We start from the raw sequence: 24,636 nt of genomic DNA on the forward strand, positions 1-24,636 counted from the left end.
GCCCATGCGCCCCACCCGTCGTCAGCTGCTCGGCCTGTCCCTGGGAGGAGTCGTTGCCGCAGGCATCGGACTTCCCGCGGCCGCCGATCTGAGCACCGAAGGCCTGATCCGGTCGCGGATCCGGCCGCCGCGGTTCCGCGATGCCTGGTTCCCGATCACCGCGTACGGCGCCACGCCGGACGACGCGACGGCCGGGATCGCCGCTGCCGTCTCCGCGTGTCATCAGGCGGGCGGCGGGCACGTCGTCGTACCGCCCGGCGTGTGGCAGACCGGTGCGATCAACCTGCTCAGTCACGTCGACCTGCACCTCGAGGAAGGGGCGACGCTGCGCTTCAGCACGGACCCGGCGGCGTACCTGCCGGTGGTGCGGACCCGGTGGCAGAGCGTCGAGGTGTACAACTACTCGTCGCTGATCCGCGCCGAGGGGCAGACCGACATCGGCATCACCGGCAAGGGTGTGCTCGACGGGGCCGGTGACAACGAGCACTGGTGGTACCTGATCGGCAGCGGGCAGTACGGCTGGCACACCGGCCTGCCGAACCAGCGCGCCGACTGGGCCGAGCTCGAGCGGATGAACAACGAGCAGGTCCCGGTCGAGCAGCGCGTCTTCGGCGAGGGGCACTATCTCCGCCCGAGCTTCATCCAGCCGTTCCGCTGCACGAACGTGCTGATCGAGGGCGTGACGGTGAAGGACTCGCCGATGTGGACGATCCACCCGCTGGAGTGCCGCAACGTCACCGTCCGCGGCGTCACCGTGAACAACCTCGGTCCGAACGGCGACGGCTGCAACCCGGAGTCCTGCACCGACGTCCTGATCCGCGACAGCACGTTCGCGACCCATGACGACTGCATCGCGATCAAGTCCGGCCGGGACGCCGACGGCCGCCGGCTCGGCCTGCCGTCGCGCGGGATCATCGTCGAGGACTGCACGTTCCTCAGCGGTGGCGCCGCGGTCGCTGTCGGTAGCGAGATGAGCGGCGGCGTCGAGGACGTGTTCGTCCGCCGGCTGCGCGCGCCGGGCGACCCGGCGGCGGACGAGGCCTACCTGCAATGGCTGCTGTGCGTGAAGTCCACCTCGACCCGCGGCGGGTACGTCCACAATGTCGATGTCAGCGACGTGGATTCGCGGGCCTGGATGTATCGTCCTTTGGAAATCACTTTCAGCTACCAGGGAGGTGGCGACCAGTCGTTGTTCCCCGACGTGCGCGGCATCCGCTTCGACCGGGTCCGGGTGGCCCGCGCCGAGCGCGCGTACCGCATCGTGGGGGCGGAGACGAAGCACATCTCCTCGGTGGTGATCACCGACAGCCGGTTCGACGAGGTCGCGGCGGACGCTGTCGTACAGTACGCCGACGACGTGACGATCCGGAACGTTCGGATCGGCGGTTCATAGCGGAATCAGGGGACAGACAGTGGCGGAACGGGTTCGCTTGATCGATGTGGCACGCGAGGCCGGTACCTCGGTCTCGACGGTGTCGCGCGCGCTGAACGGTTCCGACCTGATCTCGCCCGAGGTGGTCGCCCATGTGCGCGCCGTCGCCGGCCAGCTGGGGTACCGCGCCGACAAGCGGGCGCAGGAGTTCAAGCTCGGCCGCCCGCTGACGGTCGGCGTGACGGTGCCCGACCTGGCGAACCCGTTCTTCTCCGAGGTGCTGAAGGGGCTGAACGCCGCGGCGCGGGCGGGCGGCTACCGCCTGCTGATCGGTGAGAGCGGCGAGGACCCGGCCGAGGAGTTGCGACTCGTCGACGAGCTGGTCGACTACTCCGGCGCACTGGTGCTCTGCAGTTCGCGGCTCACCCGCGCCGGGCTGGAGAAGGCGCTGGCGCAACCGGTGCCGGTGGTCTGCATCAACCGCAACGTCAAGAACGCGGGCGTGGTCGCGATCGACTACCGCGTCGCCTCCCGGCTGCTGCTCGAGCACCTCACCGGCCTGGGTCACCGCCGCGTGCTGTACGTCGGCGGCCCCGCGTCGTCCTGGTCCGACGGCGAGCGGCGCCGCACGCTGCGTCGTACGGCGCGGGCTCTCGACGTGACGCTGGACGAGGTCGACGGTGGCTGGTCCGGCAACCACGGGTACGACGCCGGTCCCGCTGTCCTGCACAGCCGGGCGACCGCGGTCATCACGTTCAACGACCTGGTCGGTATCGGGCTGCTGAGCTGGATGTACGACAACGGCGTCGAGGTCCCGTCGGAGCTGTCGGTCGCGTCGTACGACGACATTCCGATCGCGGCGTACTCGCGGCCGCCGTTGACCTCGCTGCGCAACGAGCGGGCCAGGCTGGGCGAGCTGGCCTGGCAGCAGCTCACCAAGCGGCTCGGCGGCGACGCCTGGCCGGCACCGGATCTCCTGACGCCCGAGCTCGTGATGCGGGCCAGCACCGGGACCGCCCGGCGGCGCGCAAGGATTCGCTGAAATCCCCGCGTGCAAACGATTGCACGGGTGGCTGACCGTCGGTTAGCGTTGACGCATGCTGCCGCCACATGTCGTGCTGGGGACGGCCTACTACCCGGAATATCTGCCGCGGTCGCTCAGTGACCGGATCCCGGCCGACCTCGATCTGATGGTTGCGGCGGGTATCACCGCGATCCGCGTCGGGGAGTCGGTCTGGTCGACCTGGGAGCCGCGGGACGGCGTCTTCGACCTCGAATGGATCCGCCCGGTGCTCGACGGCGCCCACGACCGCGGGATCGGCGTGATCCTCGGGACGCCGACGTACGCCGTCCCGCCGTGGCTGCAACGCGCGCACCCGGAGATCGCCGCCGAGCGGCAGAGCGGGGCCCCGGTGCCGTGGGGGATCCGGCAGGAGATCGACTACGGGCAGCCGGCCTTCCGGTTCCACGCGGAGCGGGTGGTGCGCCGGATCGTGGAGCGGTACCGCGACCACCCGGCGGTGATCGGGTACCAGGTCGACAACGAGCCGGGGGTGCTGCTGGCGCACAACGCGTCGGCCTTCGCGGACTTCGTGGCTCGACTGCGCCGGACCTATGGCGATGTCGAGGCGCTGAACGAGGCTTGGGGCCTGACCTACTGGTCGCACCGGCTGAGCGACTGGTCCGAGTTGTGGCGGCCGGACGGGAACAGCACGCCGTCGTACGACCTGGCCTGGCGCCGCTTCCAGGCGGAGCGCACCACGGAGTTCATCGGCTGGCAGGCGGAGCTGGTCCGTGGCCTGCGGCGGCCGGAGCAGTTCGTGACGACGTGTGTGGCGTACGACCGGCCCGCGGTGGCCGACGTCGCGTTGACCTCGCCGCTGGATGTTGCGGCAGGCAACATCTACGTGGACGTGCAGGACGGCCTGGCGCGGCCGGCCGACGGACCGTCGCGGCTGGCGCCCGGATGGATCGGGCGGAGCGTCTCCGAACTGTTCCTGGCCGCCGACCGGGTGTACGGGTCGCGCGGCGAGCCGTTCCTGGTGACCGAGACGAACGCGACCTCGATCGGCGGCTCGCACCAGAACCGGCCGCCGTACGACGGGCAGCTCCGGCAGCTCGCCTGGGCGATGGTGGCGCGCGGTGCGCGGATGGTCGAGTACTGGCACTGGCACTCGATCAACCACGGGGCGGAGACGTTCTGGGGCGGGATTCTCGGGCACGGACTGGAGCCGGGGCGGGTGTATCGGGAGATCGTCGCGCTCGGGGCGGAGCTGGCGGCGGCCGGTTCGTCGGTGGCCGAGCTGACGCCTGATGTCGACGTCGCGGTGCTGTGGTCCACCGAAAGCGACTGGGCGATGCAGTGCCAGCCGCCGTTGGCCACCGCGAACGGTCAGCCGGACAAGGCGTCGTACCGAACGATCGTCGAAGCGTTCTACGGCGGAATCCTGGACGCCGGGCTGCGGCCGGGAGTGGTGCCGGTCGAGCGGCTCGAGGCCGCGCTGTCGGCGCCGGCGGTCGTTGCCGCCGGCTTGTATGTGGCCTCAGATGCGGTGCTCGATCGGCTCGTCGGCTACGCGCGGGACGGCGGGCATCTGATCGTCGGCCCGCGGACGGGATACGCGGATCTGGAGGCTCGGCCACGGCCGTCGGTCGCTCCGCCGCGGTTGCGGGAGGCGGCCGGAACGGCGTACCACGAGTTCGAGAACCTCGAGGCCGTGATGCCCGTGCGCGGGATGGCCGGGTGTGCCACGCGCTGGGCGGAGACCTTGCTCGTCGACGACGCGGAGGTGCTGGCGTCGTACGAGCATCCGGACGGCGAACGGCCGATCGTCACGACCAAGCAGTTCGGCGCCGGGCGGGTGACGTACGTCGGCACGGTGCCGGATCCTGCGCTGGCTGCCACGCTGCACGGGGAGTCGCGGTTGTGGGCTCCGTCGGTGACCGCGCTGTCGGCGGTGAACGCGGCGGGGGAGCGGTGGTGGTTCGTGCACAACTGGTCGGGTGCTTCGGTCGTCGTCTCGCCGCCGGTGCCCGTCGGGCGAGTCGAGCTGGGACCGTGGGACGTTCAGGTGTTCAAGGAGGCGCAGTGAGGTACTTCGAGGATCTGACGCCGAGCACCGGCGCCCGGGAACCGCGGGCGTGGTTGCGGTCGTCGCGACCGCGGATCAGCCTGAACGGGAGCTGGAGTTTCAAGCTCCGGGACAGCGCGCCCGACGGCGTACCGGAGGCCGGGCCGGACTGGGGCGAGCTGGAGGTTCCCGGGCACTGGGTGCTGCAGGGTCACGACCGGCCGCGCTACACCAACACGGCGTTCCCGTTCCCGATCGATCCGCCGTACGCGCCGGATGCGAACCCGACCGGCGATCACGTCCGCTGGTTCGACCTGCCGGGCGACTGGCCGGCCGACGGCGCCGTGCTGCGGTTCGAGGGCGTCGACTCGTGCTTCAAGGTCTGGGTGAACGGCGTCGAGGCCGGGACCGCGAAGGGCAGCCGACTGCCGAGCGAGTTCACCGTCGGCCACCTGCTGCGGCCGGGGCGGAACACGCTGGCCGTCCGGGTGCATCAGTGGTCGTCGGGGTCGTACCTCGAGGACCAGGACATGTGGTGGTTGCCCGGCATCTTCCGGGACGTGACGTTGCTCGCGCGGCCGTTGATCGACGACGTCTTCGTCCACGCGTCGTACGACCACCGGACCGGCGCCGGCACGCTCTGCGTCGACGTGACGCCGGAACCGATGCTGGGCGCGGTCGTGCGGGTGCCGGAGCTCGGCGTCGTCGCGGAGCCCGGCGTACCGGTGCCGATCGGCGCGGTGGAGCCGTGGTCGGCCGAGCTGCCGCGGCTGTACGACGCGACGGTCGAGGTGCCGGGGGAGACGGTCGAGCTGCGGATCGGGTTCCGGACCGTGGAGATGGTGGACGGGCTGTTCACCGCGAACGGGCGGCCGTTGTTCTTCCGCGGCGTCAACCGGCACGAGCACGACGAACGGCGCGGCCGGGCGATGACGGTCGACGCGATGCGCCAGGACCTGGTGCTGATGAAGCAGCACAACGTCAACGCGGTCCGGACCGCGCACTACCCGCCGCATCCGGCGTTCCTGGACCTGTGCGACGAGCTCGGGCTGTGGGTGATCGACGAGTGCGACATCGAGACGCACGGGTTCATCTACACCGACTGGCGGGGCAACCCGGCCGACGATCCGGACTGGGCGCCGATGATGCTCGACCGGATGCGGCGGATGGTCGAGCGCGACAAGAACCATCCCAGCGTGGTCATCTGGTCGCTGGCCAACGAGAGCCACCGCGGACGGAACTTCGGCGAGCTGGCGGCCTGGACGCGGCAGCGGGATCCGGAGCGGGCGCTGTTCTACGAGCGGGACCGGACGTACGAGTTCTCCGACTTCTACAGCCTGATGTACCCGCCGCTGGAGGACCTCGAGGCGATCGGCACCCGGACCGAGGACGTGCCGGAGGAGACCGCGGAGTACCCGGAGCTGGAGGCCCGGCGGCGCGCCCTGCCGTTCGTCCTGGCCGAGTACGGGCACGCGATGGGCAACGGTCCCGGCGGGCTGGCCGACTACCAGCGGATCCTCGAGCACTATCCGCGCCTGCAGGGCGGCTTCGTCTGGGAGTGGATCGACCACGGCCTGCTGTTGCCCGGCGCAACCGACCATGTGTACGGCGGCGACTTCGGCGAACAACTCCACGGCATGAACTTCTGCATCGACGGGCTGCTGTTCCCGGACCGCAGCCCGTCGCCGGGGCTGACCGAGTACAAGAAGGTCGTCGAACCGATTCGTATCACCGGGCCGAGTCCGCTGACGATCAGCAACAACCGCACCTTCACGGACACGTCGGATCTGGAGTTCGTCTGGACTGTCGAGGAGGACGGGGTCGAGTTGGCCGCCGGCGTTCTTGCTGTGCCTGCGGTCCAGCCGTCTCAGTCAGTCACCGTCGCCCCACCGCTCATGCCTGGAGTGCTGACTGTGCGGGCGGTGCTGGCGAAGGACGAGGCGTGGGCCGAGGCGGGACATGAGGTTGCGTGGGCGCAGTTCGTCCAGGAGCAGCCGACTGAGGATGCTGCGCCGGGGACGGCTGCTGTGGTCGAGGGCAGGGAGTCGCTGTCGCTCGGCGGGGGTGAGTTCGACCGCAGTACTGGTCGGCTGACGCGGCTCTTCGGGCAGGCGGTTGACGGGCCGGTGCTTGACCTGTGGCGTGCTCCGACCGACAACGACAACGGGCAAGGCGGGCGTAACGGCGTGACGCAGGAGTGGCGTGCTGCCGGGCTCGATCGGCTGCTGCACCGGGTCGACGGCGTCGACGTGGTGGACAACGAGGTGGTCGTGCGGACGCGCGTGGCGCCTGAAGGCTTGGGGGTCGCGGTGCGTGCGACGTACCGCTGGACGGCTGACGAGGAGCGCCTTCGGTTGACTGTTGACGTGCAGCCGGAGGGGGAGTGGGGCGGTACGGCCGTCACGCCGCGCTGCGGGACTTGGCCGCGCGTCGGCGTGTGTCTTGCGCTCCCCAAAGAGTTGGAGAACGTGCAGTGGTACGGCGGTGGTCCGGGCGAGGCTTACGCCGACAGTCGCGAGGCTGCGCGGGTGGGGCGGTACGAACGCAGCGTCGACGAGCTGCAGACGGCGTACGTCGTACCGCAGGAGAACGGCTCGCGCGTTGACGTCCGCTGGGCCGAGCTGACCGATGCTGACGGCAACGGTCTCCGGGTGAGCGGTGCGCCGTACTTCCAGCTGACCGCGCGCCGCTGGACCACCGAGGACCTGGAACACGCCCGCCACCGCTCGGACCTCGCTCCCCGCGACCACATCTACCTCAACCTCGACCTCGCCCAAACCGGCCTCGGCTCCGCCTCCTGCGGCCCCGCCGCCACACCCCAGCACCAGTTGGAAGTAGCGCCATACACCTTCAGCCTGACCTTCCAGCGGACCTGAAGTACCCCTGGAGGCGCTCGACGTAAGGGACGTTGCCGCGGCTGTCCTCGCCCCCGGCGGCTAGTCGGTAGTAGCCGTCGGGGGCGTGGTTGAACATGGCTAGCGTGGTACCACGAATGTGACGTAGGTGGAATTGCCCTTGCCGGCTACCCCGGAGTTCGGTCCGAGGGTCAGTTGTCCGGCGGGTACGTCGCGTTTGAAGAGGATCAGGCGCTGGTCTGTGGTGCCGACGGTCTCGCCGGTGCGGGTGTAGTCGGACAGCCATGCCGGCCACCACACGTTCTCGCCGCGTGGATCGAAGGCGACGTAGACCGTGGCCGGGCGGGTCAGGTTCAGCGTCAGGTAGTTCGGTGGTGTGGTCGCCTTGGAGTCGTCGTTGGCTCCCTGGATCAACGCCTGCCCGTTCAACTGACCAGGCAGTTCGCTGACCGTGTAGCTGCGGTCCACGTAGATCGGTGCACCGACCTGTGCCTTCACCAGGTTGGACAGCTTCTCCGGCGCCGCCACGGACACCAGGTCGCTCACCAACGGCGGCTCGCTGCGCTTGATGCCCAGCACCCGGTTCCCCACGGTCTTGACCGCGGTAGCCGGCTGGCCGGTCAGCGGCGCGTACTTGAACGACGAGAGCGGTACTGCGACGCGCTCCACCGTGTATGACGCCTGCGGGACGACCGCGACCGACACGACGTCAGCCGAGGTGGCACCCACGACAACCCGCCCGTGTGAGTCGACCACGCGAACCTTCTGACCCTGCCACGGGTTGCGCACCTTCAACGTCTCCCGGCTGCCGGCCTGGATACCGACCACCGTCGGTACGCCGTCGTGCACCTCGGCGCTGATCCGGTGCCCGCCCTCGATCTGCACCGACCCTGCGACGTCCCAGTCCCGCGGCCATGCTGGGGCGACGTGAACAACGCCGTCGTACGACTGCACCAAGGCTTCCTGTAGACCAGTGCTGAGGACGCCGCCCCACTCGTTGTAGAAGCTGTGGTTGCGGACCGCTTCCTGACCGGTGCGGTGGACGGTGAAACCGTTCGGGTAGATCTGGAAGTCGGCGATGCCCTTCAGCAGCATCCGCTTCACCTCGTCCGACTGCCCGAGCCGCGCGGCCCAGGTCGCGTCCATCCCCCAGTCCTTGTCCTGCGGGTACACGCGCTGCCGGTAGGTCGCCTGCATCAGCTCGGACGTCTCGTCGAACACGCCCCACGGCCAGAGCGCCTCCATCTCCGGGTTCTGCGTGTTGTGGGCCTCCTCGTCAGTGCCGGACCAAGCCAGCACCTGCTCACCGTTCCGCTCGACGGTCCGGAACGGCGGCAGCTTGCCCACCGCGTCCCGCAACTGTGTGGCCAGAGCGGTGTCACCGCGCGACTGCGCCAGGTCGGCGACGAGCGGGAAGATCACCCGCATCGCAGCCAGGTCCGGCACCGGGTCGGTGGTGTCCCACTGCACCTCCAGCGCGTTCACGTGCTCCAGATGCAGGTAGCCGTCCGCCCCGGTCGTCATCGCCGACAGGTAGAACCGCGCCACGTCCCGCATCAGCGGATAGCTGCGGTCCAGCAGCGCCTTGTCACCGGTGTAGCGGTACTGCTGCCAGATGTTGTTCACCAGCTCCGGACCGCTGGTCAGGATCCTCCGTGTCCAGCTGGGCTCCTGCGTGTTGTCGCAGCCGTCGCCGGTGCCGTCGTACCGCATGAACTCCGGCAGACACAGGCCCTCGCCGCCGATCCAGTGCGTCCGCGTCCACTCGCGCATCAGCTCGGCACGATCCAGGTAGAACTTGAAGTACGGCGAGTTGAGCTCGCCGACGCCGGCGCCGAGGTTCGCGGACACCAGCATCCGCAGGTTGAAGTGCCAGTACGAGTCCTGTGCCCAGTCCGCCTGGTCCCCGGACGACGAGAACATCCGGACGACGGCGCCGTGCGTGCTCGGTACGTCGCCGCGCATCGACGCGGCCATCGTGTACAGCTGCAGCGTCCGCAGGTTCTCGACGTACTCGCCGGACCCGTCCGCGGACGTGATCCGCATCGGCGCCGCCTTCTGCCAGTACGCGTGCCACCAGTCGAGGTGGTGACTGGGCGTCTCGACCACCGCCCGCCGCGCCGCTGCTTTCAGTTCGCCGCCGCGGTACGACGGAACGCCGACGACGAGCCGGAAGCTGCCGTCCGCCTTGGGACGGAACGTCAGCCGCACCGTTAGCGGGTCGACCACCGACGCCGTGACGCCCTGCGCCTGTGCGGTCAGCGCGGCGACCGCACCGGTGATGCTGCCGGACGCCTCGTCGTGGAACGTTTCGGCCAGCGCGGCGATCCCGTTCGCGGCACTGACCGCAGGGGTACGCCCCGCCCACAACTTGAGGTCAGCGGTCTGCGGACGCGACGGGTCGGCGCCGGTGACTTCCAGTACGAACTGATCCGCGTCCGCACGCACATAGGAACGCGCGGTCATTCCACCACCGCGCTGCACGACCTGACCGTCGTACAGCGACAACCGGCCGCTGTAGTCGTCGGCACGCATGAGCGAGTCCAGTCCAGGTACGACGAGACGCCCTGCGGACTTGAGGTCCGGGAACGTGTCCACGCGGTTGAGCTGGGCGCTGTAGCCCTTCTCGGCCCAGACCGAGGCGCCGAGCACACCGTTGCCCAGCGGCATCGCCTGGTAGTAACGCCAGGCAGGACCTTCTTGGACGAGGTCTGATCGCGACACCAGGCCGGCTGTATCGCCCTGAAGCGCGCCGTCGTGCCAGGCCGTCGTCTCCTGATCAGCAGGCGTACTACTGGCTGCCGGCAGCGATGTAGCGCCGACACTGAGCAGTGCGACCAGCAGCGGCATCGTCAGTCTCAGGGCGTTCATGCGCGCACCTCGACGAAGTAGTCGATGCCAGGACGGGTGCGGAACTCGACGACGCCGTCCTCCGGGCGGGCGAACGCGACCGGCCCGGCGGACGACTTCACGTCCACCACAGCGCCGGTGCGCAGCCGCAGCCGGTTTCCGAGCAGCGACCGGATCTTCGCCTTGACCAACTTCCCGCCGGACCAGGAGAACTCCAGGTCGAACCCGCCACGGGCGCGCAGACCCCGGATGCTTCCGGTGGGGAACGCCGTCGGTAGACACGGCAGCAGCGCGACCTCGCCGGAGTGGCTCTGCATGATCATTTCGGTGATGCCGGAAACGCCGCCGAAGTTCCCGTCGATCTGGAACGGCGGGTGCAGGTCGAACAGGTTCGGCGCCGTCCGCCCCGGGCCCAGCAACTGCGTCAGGTGCTTGTACGCGTTGTCCGGCTCGAGCAGCCGGGCGCGCAGGTTGAGCTTCCACGCCAGCGACCACCCGGCGGTGACGGCCGGCCCGCGGAGCTCCAGCGACTTGCGGGCGGCGTCGGCGAGCTCCGGCGTACGGCGGGGTGTCACCTGGTCGCTCGGGAACACGGCCCACAGGTGTGAGACGTGTCGACTCGTCTCCATGGCGGCCTCCTCCCAGTCGATCAGCCACTCCTGGATCTGGCCGAGGTACCCGATCTGGATCGGCGCCAGCTTGGCCCGCGCCGCGGCGGCCTGCGCGGCCATCGCGCTGTCCACGCCCAGCGCCGCGGTCGCCTGCCCGAACACCTTGAACAGGTCGTGCAGGATCTCGGTGTCCATCGTCGGCCCGGCGCACATGCTCACGCCGACGTTGTCGTAGTCGTGGTGCTTGAGCTCGGGGGAGTGCGACGGGCTGGTCACCAGCCAGCCTGTCTTCGCGTCGGTCTGCAGTTGGTCGAGGAAGAACTCCACCGAGCCGCGGAGGACCGGGTAGTACTTGCGGAGCATCTCCAGGTCGCCGGTGTACTCGTAGCGCTCCCAGAACAGCAGGGACAGCCACGCGCCGCCCGTCGGCCAGACACCGTAGTACGCGAAGTCCACAGGTGCGGTGCCGCGCCAGCCGTCGGTGTTGTGGTGCGCGACCCAGCCAGGAGCGTCGTACATGGCAGCTGCCGTCCGCGCGCCGGACTCCGACAGTTCGCCGATCATCTGGAACAGCGGGTCCCAGCACTCCGCGAGGTTGGCCGGGCCGGCCGGCCAGTAGTTCATCTCGCAGTTGATGTTCAGCGTGAACTTGGACTGCCACTCGGGCAGCATCTTGTAGCTCCAGATGCCCTGCAGGTTCGCGGGCTGACCCGGTGAGCGGGAGCTGGAGATCAGCAGGTACCGGCCGAACTGGTAGTACAGGGCTGCCAGCTGCGGGTCGCCGCCGTTGCGGAACGCGGTGATGCGCTGGTCGGTCGGCAGGGCGATCGAGTCCGACGTACCGAGATCCAGGTCGAGACGGCCGAACAGGCGCTGGTAGTCCTCGACGTGTGCGTGCCGGAGACCGCCGTACGCCGGGCGGCCGATCTTGGTCAGCGGCGCCGCGGCGCGAGCGACCTGGTCCGCGCTGACGTCGAGGTAGTTCAGGTAGCTGGTGCCGACCGAGAACAGCAGTGTGACCTCGTCGGCGCCGGCGACCGAGAGCTTGCCGTCAGCAACCGTCGTGGTGCCGCCGTCGGCGAACGCGCGGAGCAGCGCGCAGAACTTGACCGATCCCTTGAGGCCTTCGGCGTCGCCGCTGATGCCGTTGAGCGCCAGCGTCCGCTCGTCGTACGTCGCGGGCGTGGCTGCCTGCTCGGTGTTGTAGGTGGCGTCGAAGGTGAGGGCGCCGCGTTGGCTCGCGGTCAGGCGCATCACCAGCACCTGTGCGGGATGGCTGACGAACACCTCCCGCGTGTGGCGCACGCCCGCGTGTTCGTAGCTGACCGACGTGGTCGCCGTGGTCAGATCGAGTTCCCGGCGGTACGCCGTGACCGCGGTCGCGTCGATGCCCGGGAAGGCGAGTGAGAGGTAGCCGACCGGCTGGTACTGCATCTGCTCGGTCGGGCGGCCCATGAAGTGCTCGTCGGCGAGGTTCTGCGCGTCGAGGTACTGCTCCTCGGCGATCAGCCGGCGGATCTCCGGCAGCACCTCCTTGCCGACCGGGTCGTCGTACTGGTGCGGGCCGCCGGCCCAGATCGAGTCCTCGTTGAGCTGCAGGGTCTCGGTCGCGGTCCCGCCGTACACCATCGCGCCGAGCCGGCCGTTGCCGACGGCAAGCGCCTGGAGCCACTCGGTGGCGGGCTGGGTGTACCAGAGCTTCAGCGGGTTGGTGTCACTGCCGGGCGGGGGCGCGGCGGAGGCGGACAGGGGGTGGGTGATCGAGCCGGCGACGACTGCGGTGCCGGCCGCGGCGCCGGCGGTCTTCAGGACCTGGCGTCTGGTGTATTCGGACATGGGGCGGTCTCCCTGGGGCGGTAGATGCGCTGGGCGGTGCCACGGAACACGTCGTTGTGCGTGGCGGGTGGCAGCAGTGCGGTGGTACGGCGGATCACCTCGGCGCGGCGGGCGGCCAGCGTGCACACGGGCCAGTCCGAGCCGAACAGCAACCGTTCACTGCCGAAGAGTTCGAGGGCGACGTCGACCAGTGCGCGGAGGTCGTCGGTCGCGAGGTGGGCGGTGCCGGAGAGTTTGACGGTGACGTTCGGGCACTCGGCGAGCGCCTGAAGTCCGGCGCGCCATTCCGGGGTGGCGGTGGTGGGGTTGCCGAGGTGGTCGAGAACCAGCCGCGCCTCCGGCACGACCGAAGCCAGCCGGGCGGCGCCGATCAGAGCGGACGGGCGGATGAGCAGGTCGATCGCGAGGCCGGCATCAGCGGCGGCCCGCACACCCCGCACATGCGCGGCGTCTGTCAGCAGCTCGGGATCACTCTGATCGACCGGCGGACTACGCACCCCCACCAGCAACGGATCATCAGGCACCCGATCCGGAAACTCCCACAGATCGAACCACCCCACCACCCCAACCACAGAGGACTCCTGCCGAGCCACCGCCAGCAGATCCCCAACCTCCCCCGGATCAGCATCCGCCTGCACCAACACAACCTCCGGCACCACCCCGCCGGCTGCGCCGGCGGGGTCCGGGTGGTGGCGGCCGGCTGCGCCGCCAGGGTCCAAAGGGTGTCCGCCGGCTCCGCCGTCGGGGTGTGGACCCTGCCCGCGGGCAGGGTCTGCGAAGTCTGCGAGCGTGAAGTCCCGCCGAAGCGGGTGCCCCGGCCGAAGCCAGGGCAGCCGGCGCCGCCGGAGGTCCCAGACGTGCACGTGTGCATCAATAGGCGGCCCCGCAGGGGCCGCATCACCAGGCCGCGCCCGGGGTTCGGCTGCGGTGGGGGGTGGTTCAGTCATGGTGGCCGGCGGGTCTGGTGATGGAGCTTTCGCCTCGGGCGTGGGCGGCGAAGAGGCGGGCTGAGTCTTCGGGGTCGGTGCCGTTGAGGACTTCGATCAGGTCCAGGTGGCGGCGGGCCATCAGGCCCCAGTCGCCGGCGTACATGGCGTTGGAGACGACCTGCAGGCTCCAGAGGGCCGGCTCGAGGGTGCGCCAGACGCGGAGGAGCATCGAGTTGCCGCTGGTGGCCAGCACCTGGCGGTGGAAGCGCAGGTCGGACTCGCGGAAGGCGCCGATGTCGTGGTGCCCGGCGGCCTCGATCATCCGCTGGACCTCGATGCGGAGCAGATCCAGCTCCTCCGGCGGCACATGCCCGGTCGCGCGCCGCGCCGCCGCGGACTCCAGCAGCACGCGGACCTCCCGCGCCTCCCGGGCCTCGACCTGCGAGATCTCGGTGACGAAGTTGCCCAGCCGCGGCCGGTACGTGACCAGGCCCTCGTGCGCCAGCCGCCGGACCGCCTCCCGGGCCGGCGTCTGGCTGGTTCCGAGCACCCGCGCGATCTCGGACTCGACCACCCGCATCCCGGGCGCGAGCTCCCCGGACAGTATCCAGCCGCGGATCGCCTCGTACACGCGGTCGGACAGCAACTCTGTGTCACCGGCCACCGGCGGCCCGGGACGGCTGTCCAGGACGATTCCAGCACCGGAGCGGTAGTGCTGGCTCTCCTCCCGGCGTCGCCGCGAGACCGTCGACTGCGAGACGCCGTACGTCGCCGCCAGCTCGCGGGTCGACGCGCGATGTCCGGAATCGGCCATCGATCCCGCGCCCAGTCGGACCCGGTCGACCATCCGCGGCCGCCCGCTGCGCATCCCGTCGTCCAGACCGGCCATGCCCATCCGGAGGAACCGGCGGCGCCACTTGCCGACCGTGCCGGGAGTCACCTCGAGCAGGTCCGCGACGGCCTTGTTCGACCGTCCCTCGGCGCTGGCCAGCACGATCCTGGCCCGCAGCCGCATCGCGTCGGTGGTCCGCGGCGCGGCCGCGAGCTGGCTGAGCGCGGTCCGCTCGGCCACCGACAGGGTCAGCGGCGACTTCGGTCTTCCGGCATCGGGCATGGCTGCATGGTGACCCCGTTCACAGCGTTCTGCCAACCCTATATGGCATGGACTTCTGACTCACAACGTCCACTTTGTCGCGTAAACGTTGACACTTCGGCGCGCCGCTCTGCATCGTCACTCGATAACGACGCCCGGCCGCCCCCGACGCCGGGACGATCCGAGGAGGACCCGGAAATGGCTCGTTCGGCACGCAAACCAGGGCGCAAGCTCGGCCTGCTGACATCCGTTGTGATCCTGGTGGGCGCGGCGGGCTGCGGTGGCGGCTTCAGCGACGACAAGGGTGCTGCTGGTGACAGCACCGGCGAAGTCCGGATGCTGGTCAACATCACCCCCAACCTGACCAAGAGCTACTGGGAGGGGCTGGTCAAGCCCTTCGAGGACGCCAACCCGGGCGTCGACGTGAAGATCGAGGCGCCGACCGGGTCGGGTGTGAAGGACACGCTGCCGCAGTTGCTGGCGGCCGGCAACGCGCCGGATGTCGTCGAGACGCTGATGGCCGACAAGGTGCTGGCGCCGCAGATGCTCGACCTGACCGACCAGGCCTGGACCAAGGACACGCCGCTGGTCGAGCAGGCCTCGCTGGACGGCAAGGTGTACACGGTCGGTGTCGGCCAGCAGGCCCAGTCGCTGGTGTTCTACAACCAGGACGCCTTCGCCAAGGCCGGGATCAGCGCGCCGCCGAAGGACCTGGACGAGCTCACCGAGGCCATGGCCAAGCTGAAGGCGGCCGGCTACCTGCCCCTGCAGACGGCCGGCGACTACGTGACCGGTCTGCAGCTGCTGCAGCTCAGCGACCCGTCGATCGCGACCAAGTACCCGGACTGGTACCAGCAGGTCAGCTCCAAGCAGGCCAAGGTCGGCGAGACCATGCTGCCGCTGCTGGAGCGCTACGAGTCCTGGATCAAGAACGGGTACGTCGACAAGAACGCGCTGGGCCTGAAGGACGTCGGCGCGCAGACCAACTTCCTGTCCGGCAAGGCCGGCATGTACATCATGGGCAGCTGGTTCGTCCGGACCGCCGACGAGGCCAAGCCCACGTTCGACCTCGGCGTGTTCGCCGCCCCGACCGACAAGGGGCAGCCGTCGCCCGGTCCGCAGGGCGTCACGATGGCCGCGCCGTACATGGTGCTGAAGTCCACCAAGCAGCGTGACCTGTCGATCAAGCTCGTGCAGTGGCTCGTCACCGACAAGACCGCGGTCCAGAGCCAGCTCGCGCAGGACGGCAACTTCCGCAAGGGCTACACCGACAAGCTGTCGCCGCTCGGCAAGCAGGTGCAGGACATCCTCGACCAGGCGCCGAAGCAGGTCGCCCAGGGTGAGGGGTACGGCGCGAACACGCTGCCGCAGGGCTTCAACGGCGAGTGGAACAAGGCGGTCCAGAGCCTGTACACGGGGAAGAGCGCGAAGGACGTCGCCACCCGCATCGACAGCTGGATGGGCTCGAAATCGTGAGAGCCCGTCTGACCACCCTCAGTATGGTCGGCCCCGCCCTGGCGCTGTTCGTCGTCATGCTGGTCGTCCCGGTCGGTCTGTCGCTCTACCTCAGCCTGACCGACTGGGACGGGTACAGCGCGAACCCGGCGTTCGTCGGCCTCAAGAACTACGTCAACCTGACGCACAGCGCCGAGGCGATCCGTGCGGGCTGGGTGACGCTGCTGATCGCCGCGGTCGGCACGGTCCTGCTGAGCGTGTTCGGCCTCGGGTTCGCGCTGCTGGTGAACGGGGCCTCCCGGCTGAACGCGTTCTTCCGCATCGTGCTGTTCTACCCGCACGTGCTGAGCGCACTGGTCGTCGGCTTCCTGTGGAGCGCCGTGCTCGGTACGTCGGGCGTCGTCAACGGCTGGCTGACCTCGAAGGGTGCCGATGTCCTCCCGTTCCTGTCCGACCCGAAATGGGCGCTGGCGAGTCTGATCGCCGTACTGGTCTGGGCTGGCTTCGGTGTGAACGTCGTGCTCTACCTGGCGGGTCTGCAGACCGTGTCGAAGGACCTGCTCGAGGCGGCGCGCATCGACGGCGCCTCGAAGCGGCAGACGTTCTTCAACGTCACGCTGCCCGCACTGGCGCCTGTCGTCACGGTGAACCTGGTGCTGTCGCTGGTGACGCTGCTGAAGACGTACGACCTGGTGGTGTCGCTGACGGGTGGTGGCCCGGCCGGGTCCACGCAGACCGCGGCGTACCTGATCCTGTGGGACTCGTTCCACAACAACGCGCTCGGCTTCGGCTCGGCGCAGAGCGTTGTACTGATGGTCATCACGGCTGGACTCGCTCTGACCGTCGCCCGGCTCCGGGCTCGGGCTGACCAAGGAGTGCAGGCATGAGCGCGCTCCGGATGCCTCGGGTGGCCACTGTGCAGTTCAAGCCGTGGAAGACCAAGAGCTGGGGACGGGTCGCGTTCCTGGTGGTGACCAGCGTGCTGATGCTGGTGCCGATGTACCTGCTGGTCATCAGCGCGTTCAAGTCGCAGCAGGACATCCTGGCGCACCCGTTCTCGCTGTCGCCGGACCAGTTGACGACGGAGTACCTGCGGAAGGCCGCGACGAACCCGGACTTCAACATCCTCAAGGGCTACGCCGTCACGATCCTGTTCGTGGTGTCGGTGAACGTCCTGTCCGTGGCGCTGGCCGGCCCGGTGTCGTACGTGATCGCCCGGCGCGGCGAACGCCGGTACCGGATGCTTCTGCTGCTGTTCGTCGCCGGGACGTTCATCCCCAGCCAGGTGCTGGTGATCCCGGTCGTCTACACGCTGAAGTTCCTCGGGCTGATGGGCACGATCCCCGGCTTCGTGCTGTTCGAGACGACGCTGACGCTGCCGTTCTCGATCTTCTTGTACGCCGGGTACATCATGACGATCCCGGCCAGCCTGGACGAGGCGGCGGCGGTCGACGGCGCCGGCAAGCACCGGGTGTTCTGGTCGATCGTGTTCCCGTTGATGAAACCGGCCGTGGTGACGATGGTCATCCTGAACACCTTCTCGGTGTGGAACGACTTCGTGAACCCGCAGATCATCCTCGGCCCCGGCAGCGGGCTGTACACCGTCACGACCGGTGTGTACGCCGCCGTCAGCCAGTACTCCACCGACTACACGGTGGTGTTCCCGACGCTGCTGCTCGCAGTGGCTCCGTTGCTGGTGGTCTTCGTGCTGCTCCAGCGGCACGTGATCAGCGGCCTGACCGCGGGAGCGACCAAGGGATGACGACGACCACGGTCCTGGCCGAGACGCCGATCGGTACGCCCCCGGCCTGGGCGATCATGCAGCGCCGCCTGTTCGACGTGATGGACGAGGGCTGGTGGCTGTTCCGGGAACGCTACTGCCTGCCGGACGGCGGCCTGCGCTACGCCGGCCCGATGCAGAGCCGGGACGGCGCGGACGACTTCTACGAGGCGTTCGTCAACTGGCCGGTGCTCTACCAGTTGGGCGGCGCGGACGACCTGATCGACGTGTCGAAGTGGCACTGGGAAGGCGTCACCCGGCAGCTCACCGACCTGGGGTTCCTGGTCGACGAGTTCGAGCGCGGGTACGACTGGTTCCACATCGGCGAGTCGATGATCTTCTTCTACTCGCTGTGCGCCGCCGACCCGACCGACGAGGTGTTCCGCGAGCGCGCGTACCGGTTCGCGGAGCTGTACCTGCCTGGTTCGCCCACCGGCAACTACGACCCCGCGACCCGGACGATCCGCGCACCGCACAACGGCGCCGGGGGGCCGCGGTGGGGGATCAACGACGAGTGGCGGACGTTCGGCACCAATCAGGAGCGGATGCGGATCTTCGGGCTCCCGCTATCCGGTGTGCCGGGGATCGCCCACTGGGACGACCTGAAGGACAACGCGGACCTGATGGGTGCGGAGATGATCCGCCGACTCGGTGCTGGTGACACCGCGGTCAACCTGGCCGCGACCACACTGACCGCGAACGCCTGGCTGTACGACCACAGTGACCGGTTCGCCGCCTGGACCCTGGAGTACCTGGACGCGTGGGAGGAGCGGGCCAAGGCGAACGGCGGCCTGCTGCCCGACAACGTCGGCCCGAACGGCATCGTCGGCGAGCTGCACGACGGTCGCTGGTACGGCGGCAACTACGGGTGGAACTGGCCGCACGGCGTGTACAGCGTCGGCTCGGCCGCCTGCGTCGCAGCACTGAACGGCACCGTACTCACAGGTGACTCCAAGCGGCTGGACTTCGCCCGGCAACTCCTGGACCACCTGTACGAGCGCGGGGTGAGCGGTGCCGTCGACAGCACCGAGATGAGCATCCGCGATCGCTGGGAGGCCGAGCTCGGCGAGGACTGCGCCAACCCGACGCTGCTGATCCCGAACCGGCACAACGACGACGGCTGGTTCGACTACCAGCCGCCGCAGCTCGGCCTGCCGATGTGGTTGTGGCAGGCGTCGTTCGAGTCGGGGGACCGCGACCGGCTGGCCGGCCTGCGAGAGCGCAGCGGCTACGACTGGCGTACCGTCCGCGACTTCCGCAACAAGGAGGACGCAGGTCACGAGGCGCCCTGGCTCGCGTACCTGGCCGGCGACAACCCGGGCTACCCGGAGGCGATGCTGGGCGTCGCGCTGTCGCAGGTGCAGCGACGGATGGACCTGATGGCCGTCGACACCGTCGACCCCGCCGAGATGAACATCCACCACTGGCAGCGGCACAACCCGGTCGCCACCGAGGCCCTGCTGCAGCTGACCACGGGGACGCCGCAGCTGCTCTACAACGGCGGCCTGCTGCCGATGCGTGTGCTGTACCTGGACGCCGACCGCGGGCGTCCCGGTCTGCCACCGGACGTCGCGGCACTGGTCGACACGGTCGAGCCCGACCGCACCGGCCTGCAGCTGGTCAACCTGTCCGCGACGCAGACCCGTCGCGTGATCGTGCAGGCCGGGAGCTTCGGCACGGACCGGATCGACGAGGCGACCGTGTCCACCGCGACGGGGGAGTACCCCGGGCCGTCCCCGGCGTACACCTCGACCCCGCCGGCGCCCGGCCGCCGGACGGTGGTTGTCGGCAGCAACAGACTCGAAGTGACGATGCCGCCCGGCCGGACCATCCGGCTCGATCTGCGGCTGACCAGGAACACCTACCGCGCCGCACACCTGGCGCTTGACTGATCGAGTACTGAGGAGACATATGAGCAGCACGGAACAAGCTCCGGTGACGCCGGTCTGGGATCTGCCGGTGCGCGGCGAGAACCCGCCGCCATCGGACCCGGACCTGGTGTCGCGGTTGTCGGAGATCGGGTCGGCCACCGCCTGCGCCCGGTTGCACAACCAGGGCATCCGCCGGACCTTCGTCGACGGTCCGACCAGCATGTTCCCCGGTAAGAAGGTGGTCGGCCGCGCGCTGACCCTGCAGTTCATGCCGCAGCGTGAGGACATCGCCGACGGGCAGACCCAGGAGTACATCGAGCGCAGTACGGCGCTGTGGGCCGTGCTCGACGAGATCCAGCCCGGCGACGTCCTGGTGGTCCAGGCGTACGGCAGCCACACCACGGGCTGCTTCGGCGACATGCTGGTCCGCTACTTCAAGCTCCGCGGCGGAGCCGGCATCGTCGTCGACGGCCGGATCCGCGACGTACCGCGGGTGTCGCAGCTCGACGTCCCGATCTGGTCCACCGGAGCCACCCCGCACTACGCGTCCCAGTCCGAACTGTTCCCGTGGGCGTACAACGTCCCGGTGGCGGTCGGCGGCGTCCTCACGCTGCCGGGGGACCTGGTGCTCGCCGACGACGACGGTGCCGTCGTCGTCCCCCGCCGGCGTGCCGAGTCCGTCATCGAGGCGGCCGCCGCGCACGACGAGTGGGAGAAGTTCAGCCGGCGCCGGATCGACGAGGGCGCCCCGCTGCGTGACTACTACCCCCTGAACGAGAAGACCCGGCTCGAGTACGAACGCTGGCGCAGCCAGAACGGCAACGCCGGCGCCTGACCTCCCGAGAGAGGACCCCGCCCGAAATGTCCAAGAGAACCAGGCGTACGACGCTCAGCGTCGGCGCCGGGGTGGTCGCGGCTGCCCTGGTGACGGTCGCCGCCATCCAATTCAACGCCCAGCCCGCCGGTGCCGCCGACTGCAACAACTTCTGGGTCGCGCCGAACGGGAACGACTCCGCCAAGGGCACCGAGAAGGAACCGTGGAAGACGGTCACCCGGGCCCGTGACGAGATCCGGACCAAGCACCTCAACGACCGGATGAACTGTGACATCACGGTCAACCTGAAGGCCGGCGACTACCCGGTCGCGTCCACGATCGACCTCAACGAGCAGGACTCCGGCAAGAACGGCCACCGGGTCGTGTACCGCAGCGCCGACGGCCCCGGGAAGGCACAGCTCCAGGGCGCCGAGGAGATCACCGGCTGGACGCCGACGCAGAACGGCATCTACAAGGCCAAGTTCGACGCGTCGAAGCCGTTCTACACACTGTTCGAGGACGGTAAGCGTGCGACCAACGCCCGCTACCCGAACCGGGGCAGCGACGACACGTGGTCGCCGTACATGACGTCGATCCTCTACGAAGAGGACAAGATGGACGTCCACAACTGGCTGTGGGGCAAGCCGGGTGACTGGGACCCGACGTGGGACATGAGCCAGGCGTCGGTGACGATCTGGTCCGGTGGCTCCTGGTCGTGGTTCACCGACACCATCCCGCTGCTGGACACCAACTTCAAGAAGACCCAGACCACGCTGAAGTACTGGACCCGCTACGCGATGGTCAACAGCCGCGGCGGCTCCCGCTACTTCTTCCAGAACTCGCTGAGCTTCCTGGACCAGGCGGGGGAGTACTACGTCGACAACAAGGCCGGTGAGGTCTACTACAAGCCGCGCGCCGGCACGATGGACGGTGTCAAGGTCCTGAGGCCCACGGTGAAGACCGTGCTCAACCTGGCCGGCAAGTCGCCGCAGGACCGGCTGCACGACGTCACGTTCGACGGACTGGGCGTGCAGTACTCCGACTTCGTCAGCTGGTACCGCAACGGCTGGGTGGCCGGCGGTGACGCGGGTAACGAGCACAAGTACCCGGAGTACGACCGGCAGATCGAGATGCCGCGGAACCGGTTCGGTGCGATCACGCTGACCAACACGAGCAACATCGACCTGAGCCGGCTGCACCTGTCCGACACCGGGTTCACCGGTATCTACCTGCTGTTCGCGAACGACCACACGAAGATCACCGACAGCCTGCTGGAGAACATCGGCGCCGACGGCATCAAGGTCGAGGGCGGCTGGCCGGGTGAGGGCGACCTGAGCAACCACCACACGATCTCGAACGTGTTCATCGACCACATCGGCGAGCTGGTCCCGGGCGACGCGTCCGGCGTCGAGCTGATGGACACCGGCAACAACACGGTGACCAACGTCGAGGTGAAGCACAGCGCCCGCTACGGCATCAGCCTGGAGTCGCGGCCGGAGGTCAAGGACGGCGACCAGTACGCGAGCGGCAACACGTTCAAGTACATCAAGCTGGAACAGATGGGCCTGGACAGCGGCGACATGGGCGCGTTCTACACCTACGGCGTCGACAACCAGGACCCGCACCCGGTGCAGAACACCGTCGACCAGCTGGTGATCGGTGACGTCATCCCGGACCCGTCGATGCCGGACGCCGGCGGCACCCGCGGCGTACACATGGACGCCGGCGGCTGCGGGTTCGCGTTCAGCAACGTCCAGGTCGGCAAGGTGACCGACCAGAAGTACCAGTCGTACCAGTGCAACGAGGTGACCAACGCGGACTGGGTCGAAGGGTTCGACGCGTCGAAGATGGAGTACGACAAGATCGGCGTGCTGCCCACCTTCCCGTACGACGTCGCGGGCCGGTGATCCCGCGATGAAGCTGCTCGTAGGAGTGGTTGTCGGTGCCGCGCTGGCTGTTGCCGGCGCCGGCTCCGCGGTCGGGTCCGGGGCGCCCACCCAGGACTGTGGTTCCTCCTGGGTGTCGCCGAACGGCAACGACTCCGCTGCCGGTACGGAGCGGAAGCCGTGGCGGACGGTCGAGCACGCGCGGGACACGCTGCGGGTGCGGGCGCACGCCAGTTGCACGCCCGTGGTCAATCTGAAGGCCGGCACGTACCAGGTCGACAAGACGATCACGTTCGACGACCGCGACTCCGGTGTGACGTACCGGAGCGCGGACGGTCCGGGCAAGGCGGTCTTCGAGGCGGGGCGGGAGGTGACCGGCTGGACGCCGTACAAGGACGGCATCTTCAAGGCGCCGGTCGACGTCAGCCAGCCGTTCTACAGCCTGTACGCCGAGGGCAAGCGCGCGACGACCGCCCGGTACCCGAACCGGGCGTCCGACGACAAGTGGGCGCCGTACCTGCGGTCCATTCTGTTCGACCCGACCAAGGAAGCGGTCCGCGACCAGCTCGGGTTCAACGCCGGCGACATCGACCCGTCCTGGGACCTGCGGCTCGGCACCTCGTGGCCGGCGCAGGTGACGGTGTGGTCGGGCGGCTCGTGGTCGTGGTTCACCGACACCATCCCGATGCTCGACATCAACTTCACCAAGAAGCGGACCACGCTGGTCTACCCGGCGCGGTACGGCTTCATCAACTCCGGCGGCGGCTCGCGGTACTACGTGCAGAACTCGCTGAGCCTGCTCGACCAGGCCGGCGAGTACTACCTGGACTACCCGGCGAAGACGCTGTACTACAAGCCGGCCGGCGGGACCATGGACGGCGTCACGGTCTACCGGCCGACGCAGACCCAGGTGTTCTCGCTGGAGGGCGCGTCGCCGAACCGGCGGGTGGAGAACCTGACGCTCGACGGCCTGACGATCCAGCACACCGACTTCATGGACTGGTACCGGTACGGCTGGAACGGGACGGGTGACTCCGGGGTCAAGCACAAGTACCCGAAGTACGACACCCAGATCGAGCTGCCGCGGAACCGGTGGGGCGCGATCACCCTCACCAACACCCGTGGCGTCAAGCTGACCGGGCTGCACATCCAGCAGACCGGCTTCACCGCGATCGAGCTGCTGTTCGCGAACGAGCAGACCACGGTCTCGGACAGCCTGCTCGAACACATCGGCAACGACGGCATCAAGGTCGAGGGCGGCTGGCCCGGCGAGGGCGATGTGGCCCACGGCAACACGTTCACCAACAACTACATCCACCACATCGGTGAGCTGGTGCCGGGTGACTCGGCCGGCGTCGAGATCATGAACAGCGGCGGCAATCTGGTCAGCCATACGGTGGTCGAGCACGGTGCGCGGTACGGCATCAGCATCGAGTCGCGGCCGGAGATCCCGAACGCGGACAACTACACCGGCGGCAACACCGTCGAGTTCGTCCGGCTGTCGCATCTCGCGCAGGACAGCGGCGACACCGGCCCGTTCTACGCGTACGGCGTCCGCAACGAGCCGCCGTACACGCCGGACGCCACCGTGTCGCAGCTGGTCATCGACGACGCGAACGCGGATCCGTCGATGCCGGACGCGAAGCCGTACGGCGTGCACATGGACTTCGGCGGCTGCGGGTTCGCGTTCTCCGACATCAAGGTGACGAACACCGAGAGCGACCCGTACCACGGGCCGTCCGCGGGACCGTGCGACACGTTCGCGAACGTCAGCTGGGAGGCCGGGTTCGACGACTCCAAGATGCGCTACGACCAGATCGGCGTCCTGCCGTCCTTCCCCTACGAGAAGCCCTAGAGAGTTCCTGAACAGCTATGGATACCGAAAGGTTCAAGGGCAAGGTCGCGCTGATCACCGGAGCAGCTTCCGGCATCGGCGCGGCCACCGCCCACCGCATCACCGCCGAGGGCGGCGAGGTGATCATCTGCGACCGCAACCACGCGGCCGCGGAGCAGCTCGCCGCCGACCTCAACCAAGCAGCGAACGCCACGCTGGCTGCCACACCGGCCACACCGGCCACACCGGCCACGCCCGCGTCGGCCGCGCCTGCGTCGGCCGCGCTCTCGGCCGCTTCCACACCGGCCCGACGTACACGTCGAAGTCGAAGGCGACCCTCACCCAGACCACCCCGATCGCCAAGATGATCGAGGAGGCC

At 69.0% G+C, this 24,636-nt stretch carries 16 protein-coding genes and 1 pseudogene; 12 read left to right on the forward strand and 5 right to left on the reverse strand.

The genetic code is table 11. The features are described from left to right. The first annotated feature begins 4 nt into the window (after positions 1–4). The 4 genes from ABZW60_RS39035 to ABZW60_RS39050 are packed head-to-tail and all read left to right on the forward strand — an operon-like array spanning position 5 to position 7,319. Positions 5–1,393 (forward strand): glycoside hydrolase family 28 protein, encoded by a 1,389-nt coding sequence (locus ABZW60_RS39035; protein WP_355485699.1) that lies wholly within the window; start codon positions 5–7, stop codon positions 1,391–1,393. Between the two features lie 46 nt (positions 1,394–1,439). Further along, positions 1,440–2,414, forward strand: coding sequence for a LacI family DNA-binding transcriptional regulator (locus ABZW60_RS39040; protein WP_355485715.1), 975 nt, complete (start codon positions 1,440–1,442; stop codon positions 2,412–2,414). Between the two features lie 55 nt (positions 2,415–2,469). Continuing rightward, the gene (locus ABZW60_RS39045; protein WP_355485700.1) at positions 2,470–4,464 is read left to right on the forward strand and encodes a beta-galactosidase; all 1,995 of its coding nucleotides are present in this window, start codon (positions 2,470–2,472) and stop codon (positions 4,462–4,464) included. Next, positions 4,461–7,319 (forward strand): glycoside hydrolase family 2 TIM barrel-domain containing protein, encoded by a 2,859-nt coding sequence (locus tag ABZW60_RS39050; RefSeq protein ID WP_355485701.1) that lies wholly within the window; start codon positions 4,461–4,463, stop codon positions 7,317–7,319. The genes ABZW60_RS39045 and ABZW60_RS39050 overlap by 4 nt, the downstream gene beginning before the upstream one ends. Before the next feature lie 99 nt (positions 7,320–7,418). Here the strand turns inward: ABZW60_RS39050 and ABZW60_RS39055 are convergent, their stop codons facing one another. Genes ABZW60_RS39055 through ABZW60_RS39070 form a run of 4 tightly spaced genes read right to left on the reverse strand, consistent with a single transcriptional unit; the run spans position 7,419 to position 14,638 of the window. Next, a complete protein-coding gene (locus tag ABZW60_RS39055) occupies positions 7,419–10,169 on the reverse strand; it encodes a hypothetical protein (protein WP_355485702.1) in 2,751 nt (916 codons plus the stop codon). Beyond that, entirely contained in the window at positions 10,166–12,595 is a 2,430-nt protein-coding gene (locus tag ABZW60_RS39060; protein WP_355485703.1) for a glycoside hydrolase family 95 protein, read from the reverse strand. Before ABZW60_RS39060 ends, ABZW60_RS39055 begins: the two co-directional genes overlap by 4 nt. Next, positions 12,565–13,542 (reverse strand): amidohydrolase family protein, encoded by a 978-nt coding sequence (locus ABZW60_RS39065; protein ID WP_355485704.1) that lies wholly within the window; start codon positions 13,540–13,542, stop codon positions 12,565–12,567. Before ABZW60_RS39065 ends, ABZW60_RS39060 begins: the two co-directional genes overlap by 31 nt. Continuing rightward, positions 13,535–14,638 (reverse strand): FCD domain-containing protein, encoded by a 1,104-nt coding sequence (locus ABZW60_RS39070; RefSeq protein ID WP_355485705.1) that lies wholly within the window; start codon positions 14,636–14,638, stop codon positions 13,535–13,537. The genes ABZW60_RS39065 and ABZW60_RS39070 overlap by 8 nt, the downstream gene beginning before the upstream one ends. A 177-nt stretch (positions 14,639–14,815) precedes the next feature. Here ABZW60_RS39070 and ABZW60_RS39075 point away from each other — a divergent pair, with 177 nt between their 5' ends. The 8 genes and pseudogenes from ABZW60_RS39075 to ABZW60_RS39110 all read left to right on the forward strand — a co-directional run. After that, the gene (locus ABZW60_RS39075; protein ID WP_355485706.1) at positions 14,816–16,093 is read left to right on the forward strand and encodes an extracellular solute-binding protein; all 1,278 of its coding nucleotides are present in this window, start codon (positions 14,816–14,818) and stop codon (positions 16,091–16,093) included. Continuing rightward, the gene (locus ABZW60_RS39080; protein ID WP_355485707.1) at positions 16,090–16,959 is read left to right on the forward strand and encodes a sugar ABC transporter permease; all 870 of its coding nucleotides are present in this window, start codon (positions 16,090–16,092) and stop codon (positions 16,957–16,959) included. Before ABZW60_RS39075 ends, ABZW60_RS39080 begins: the two co-directional genes overlap by 4 nt. Beyond that, the gene (locus ABZW60_RS39085) at positions 16,956–17,834 is read left to right on the forward strand and encodes a carbohydrate ABC transporter permease (RefSeq protein WP_355485708.1); all 879 of its coding nucleotides are present in this window, start codon (positions 16,956–16,958) and stop codon (positions 17,832–17,834) included. Before ABZW60_RS39080 ends, ABZW60_RS39085 begins: the two co-directional genes overlap by 4 nt. Further along, complete coding sequence (locus ABZW60_RS39090; RefSeq protein ID WP_355485709.1) at positions 17,831–19,744, forward strand: hypothetical protein; 1,914 nt, start codon at positions 17,831–17,833, stop codon at positions 19,742–19,744. Before ABZW60_RS39085 ends, ABZW60_RS39090 begins: the two co-directional genes overlap by 4 nt. Before the next feature lie 19 nt (positions 19,745–19,763). Then, a complete protein-coding gene (locus tag ABZW60_RS39095) occupies positions 19,764–20,558 on the forward strand; it encodes a hypothetical protein (protein ID WP_355485710.1) in 795 nt (264 codons plus the stop codon). A gap of 26 nt (positions 20,559–20,584) precedes the next feature. Further along, positions 20,585–22,444 (forward strand): right-handed parallel beta-helix repeat-containing protein, encoded by a 1,860-nt coding sequence (locus ABZW60_RS39100; RefSeq protein WP_355485711.1) that lies wholly within the window; start codon positions 20,585–20,587, stop codon positions 22,442–22,444. 7 nt (positions 22,445–22,451) lie between these two features. Continuing rightward, a complete protein-coding gene (locus ABZW60_RS39105) occupies positions 22,452–24,278 on the forward strand; it encodes a right-handed parallel beta-helix repeat-containing protein (protein WP_355485712.1) in 1,827 nt (608 codons plus the stop codon). Positions 24,279–24,295: 17 nt separating this feature from the next. Continuing rightward, positions 24,296–24,409 (forward strand): annotated as a pseudogene (locus tag ABZW60_RS39110) (SDR family NAD(P)-dependent oxidoreductase); the annotation flags it as partial. Positions 24,410–24,449: 40 nt separating this feature from the next. On the opposite strand, the gene ABZW60_RS39115 reads toward ABZW60_RS39110, so the two are convergent. Further along, positions 24,450–24,636: hypothetical protein (locus ABZW60_RS39115; RefSeq protein ID WP_355485716.1), on the reverse strand; the 187-nt coding region annotated here is incomplete at its 5' end.

The sequence above is a fragment of the Kribbella sp. NPDC003557 genome, assembly GCF_040610805.1.
GTDB lineage: Bacteria > Actinomycetota > Actinomycetes > Propionibacteriales > Kribbellaceae > Kribbella.

What these genes read in the sequence shown, in the direction of transcription:
- ABZW60_RS39035 (WP_355485699.1), top strand. Translation starts at nt 5, where the DNA reads ATGCGCCCCACCCGTCGTCAGCTGCTCGGCCTGTCCCTGGGAGGAGTC.
- ABZW60_RS39045 (WP_355485700.1), top strand. Translation starts at nt 2,470, where the DNA reads ATGCTGCCGCCACATGTCGTGCTGGGGACGGCCTACTACCCGGAATAT.
- ABZW60_RS39055 (WP_355485702.1), bottom strand. Translation starts at nt 10,169, where the DNA reads ATGAACGCCCTGAGACTGACGATGCCGCTGCTGGTCGCACTGCTCAGT.
- ABZW60_RS39060 (WP_355485703.1), bottom strand. Translation starts at nt 12,595, where the DNA reads ATGTCCGAATACACCAGACGCCAGGTCCTGAAGACCGCCGGCGCCGCG.
- ABZW60_RS39065 (WP_355485704.1), bottom strand. Translation starts at nt 13,542, where the DNA reads ATGACTGAACCACCCCCCACCGCAGCCGAACCCCGGGCGCGGCCTGGT.
- ABZW60_RS39070 (WP_355485705.1), bottom strand. Translation starts at nt 14,638, where the DNA reads ATGCCCGATGCCGGAAGACCGAAGTCGCCGCTGACCCTGTCGGTGGCC.
- ABZW60_RS39075 (WP_355485706.1), top strand. Translation starts at nt 14,816, where the DNA reads ATGGCTCGTTCGGCACGCAAACCAGGGCGCAAGCTCGGCCTGCTGACA.
- ABZW60_RS39085 (WP_355485708.1), top strand. Translation starts at nt 16,956, where the DNA reads ATGAGCGCGCTCCGGATGCCTCGGGTGGCCACTGTGCAGTTCAAGCCG.
- ABZW60_RS39090 (WP_355485709.1), top strand. Translation starts at nt 17,831, where the DNA reads ATGACGACGACCACGGTCCTGGCCGAGACGCCGATCGGTACGCCCCCG.
- ABZW60_RS39095 (WP_355485710.1), top strand. Translation starts at nt 19,764, where the DNA reads ATGAGCAGCACGGAACAAGCTCCGGTGACGCCGGTCTGGGATCTGCCG.
- ABZW60_RS39100 (WP_355485711.1), top strand. Translation starts at nt 20,585, where the DNA reads ATGTCCAAGAGAACCAGGCGTACGACGCTCAGCGTCGGCGCCGGGGTG.
- ABZW60_RS39105 (WP_355485712.1), top strand. Translation starts at nt 22,452, where the DNA reads ATGAAGCTGCTCGTAGGAGTGGTTGTCGGTGCCGCGCTGGCTGTTGCC.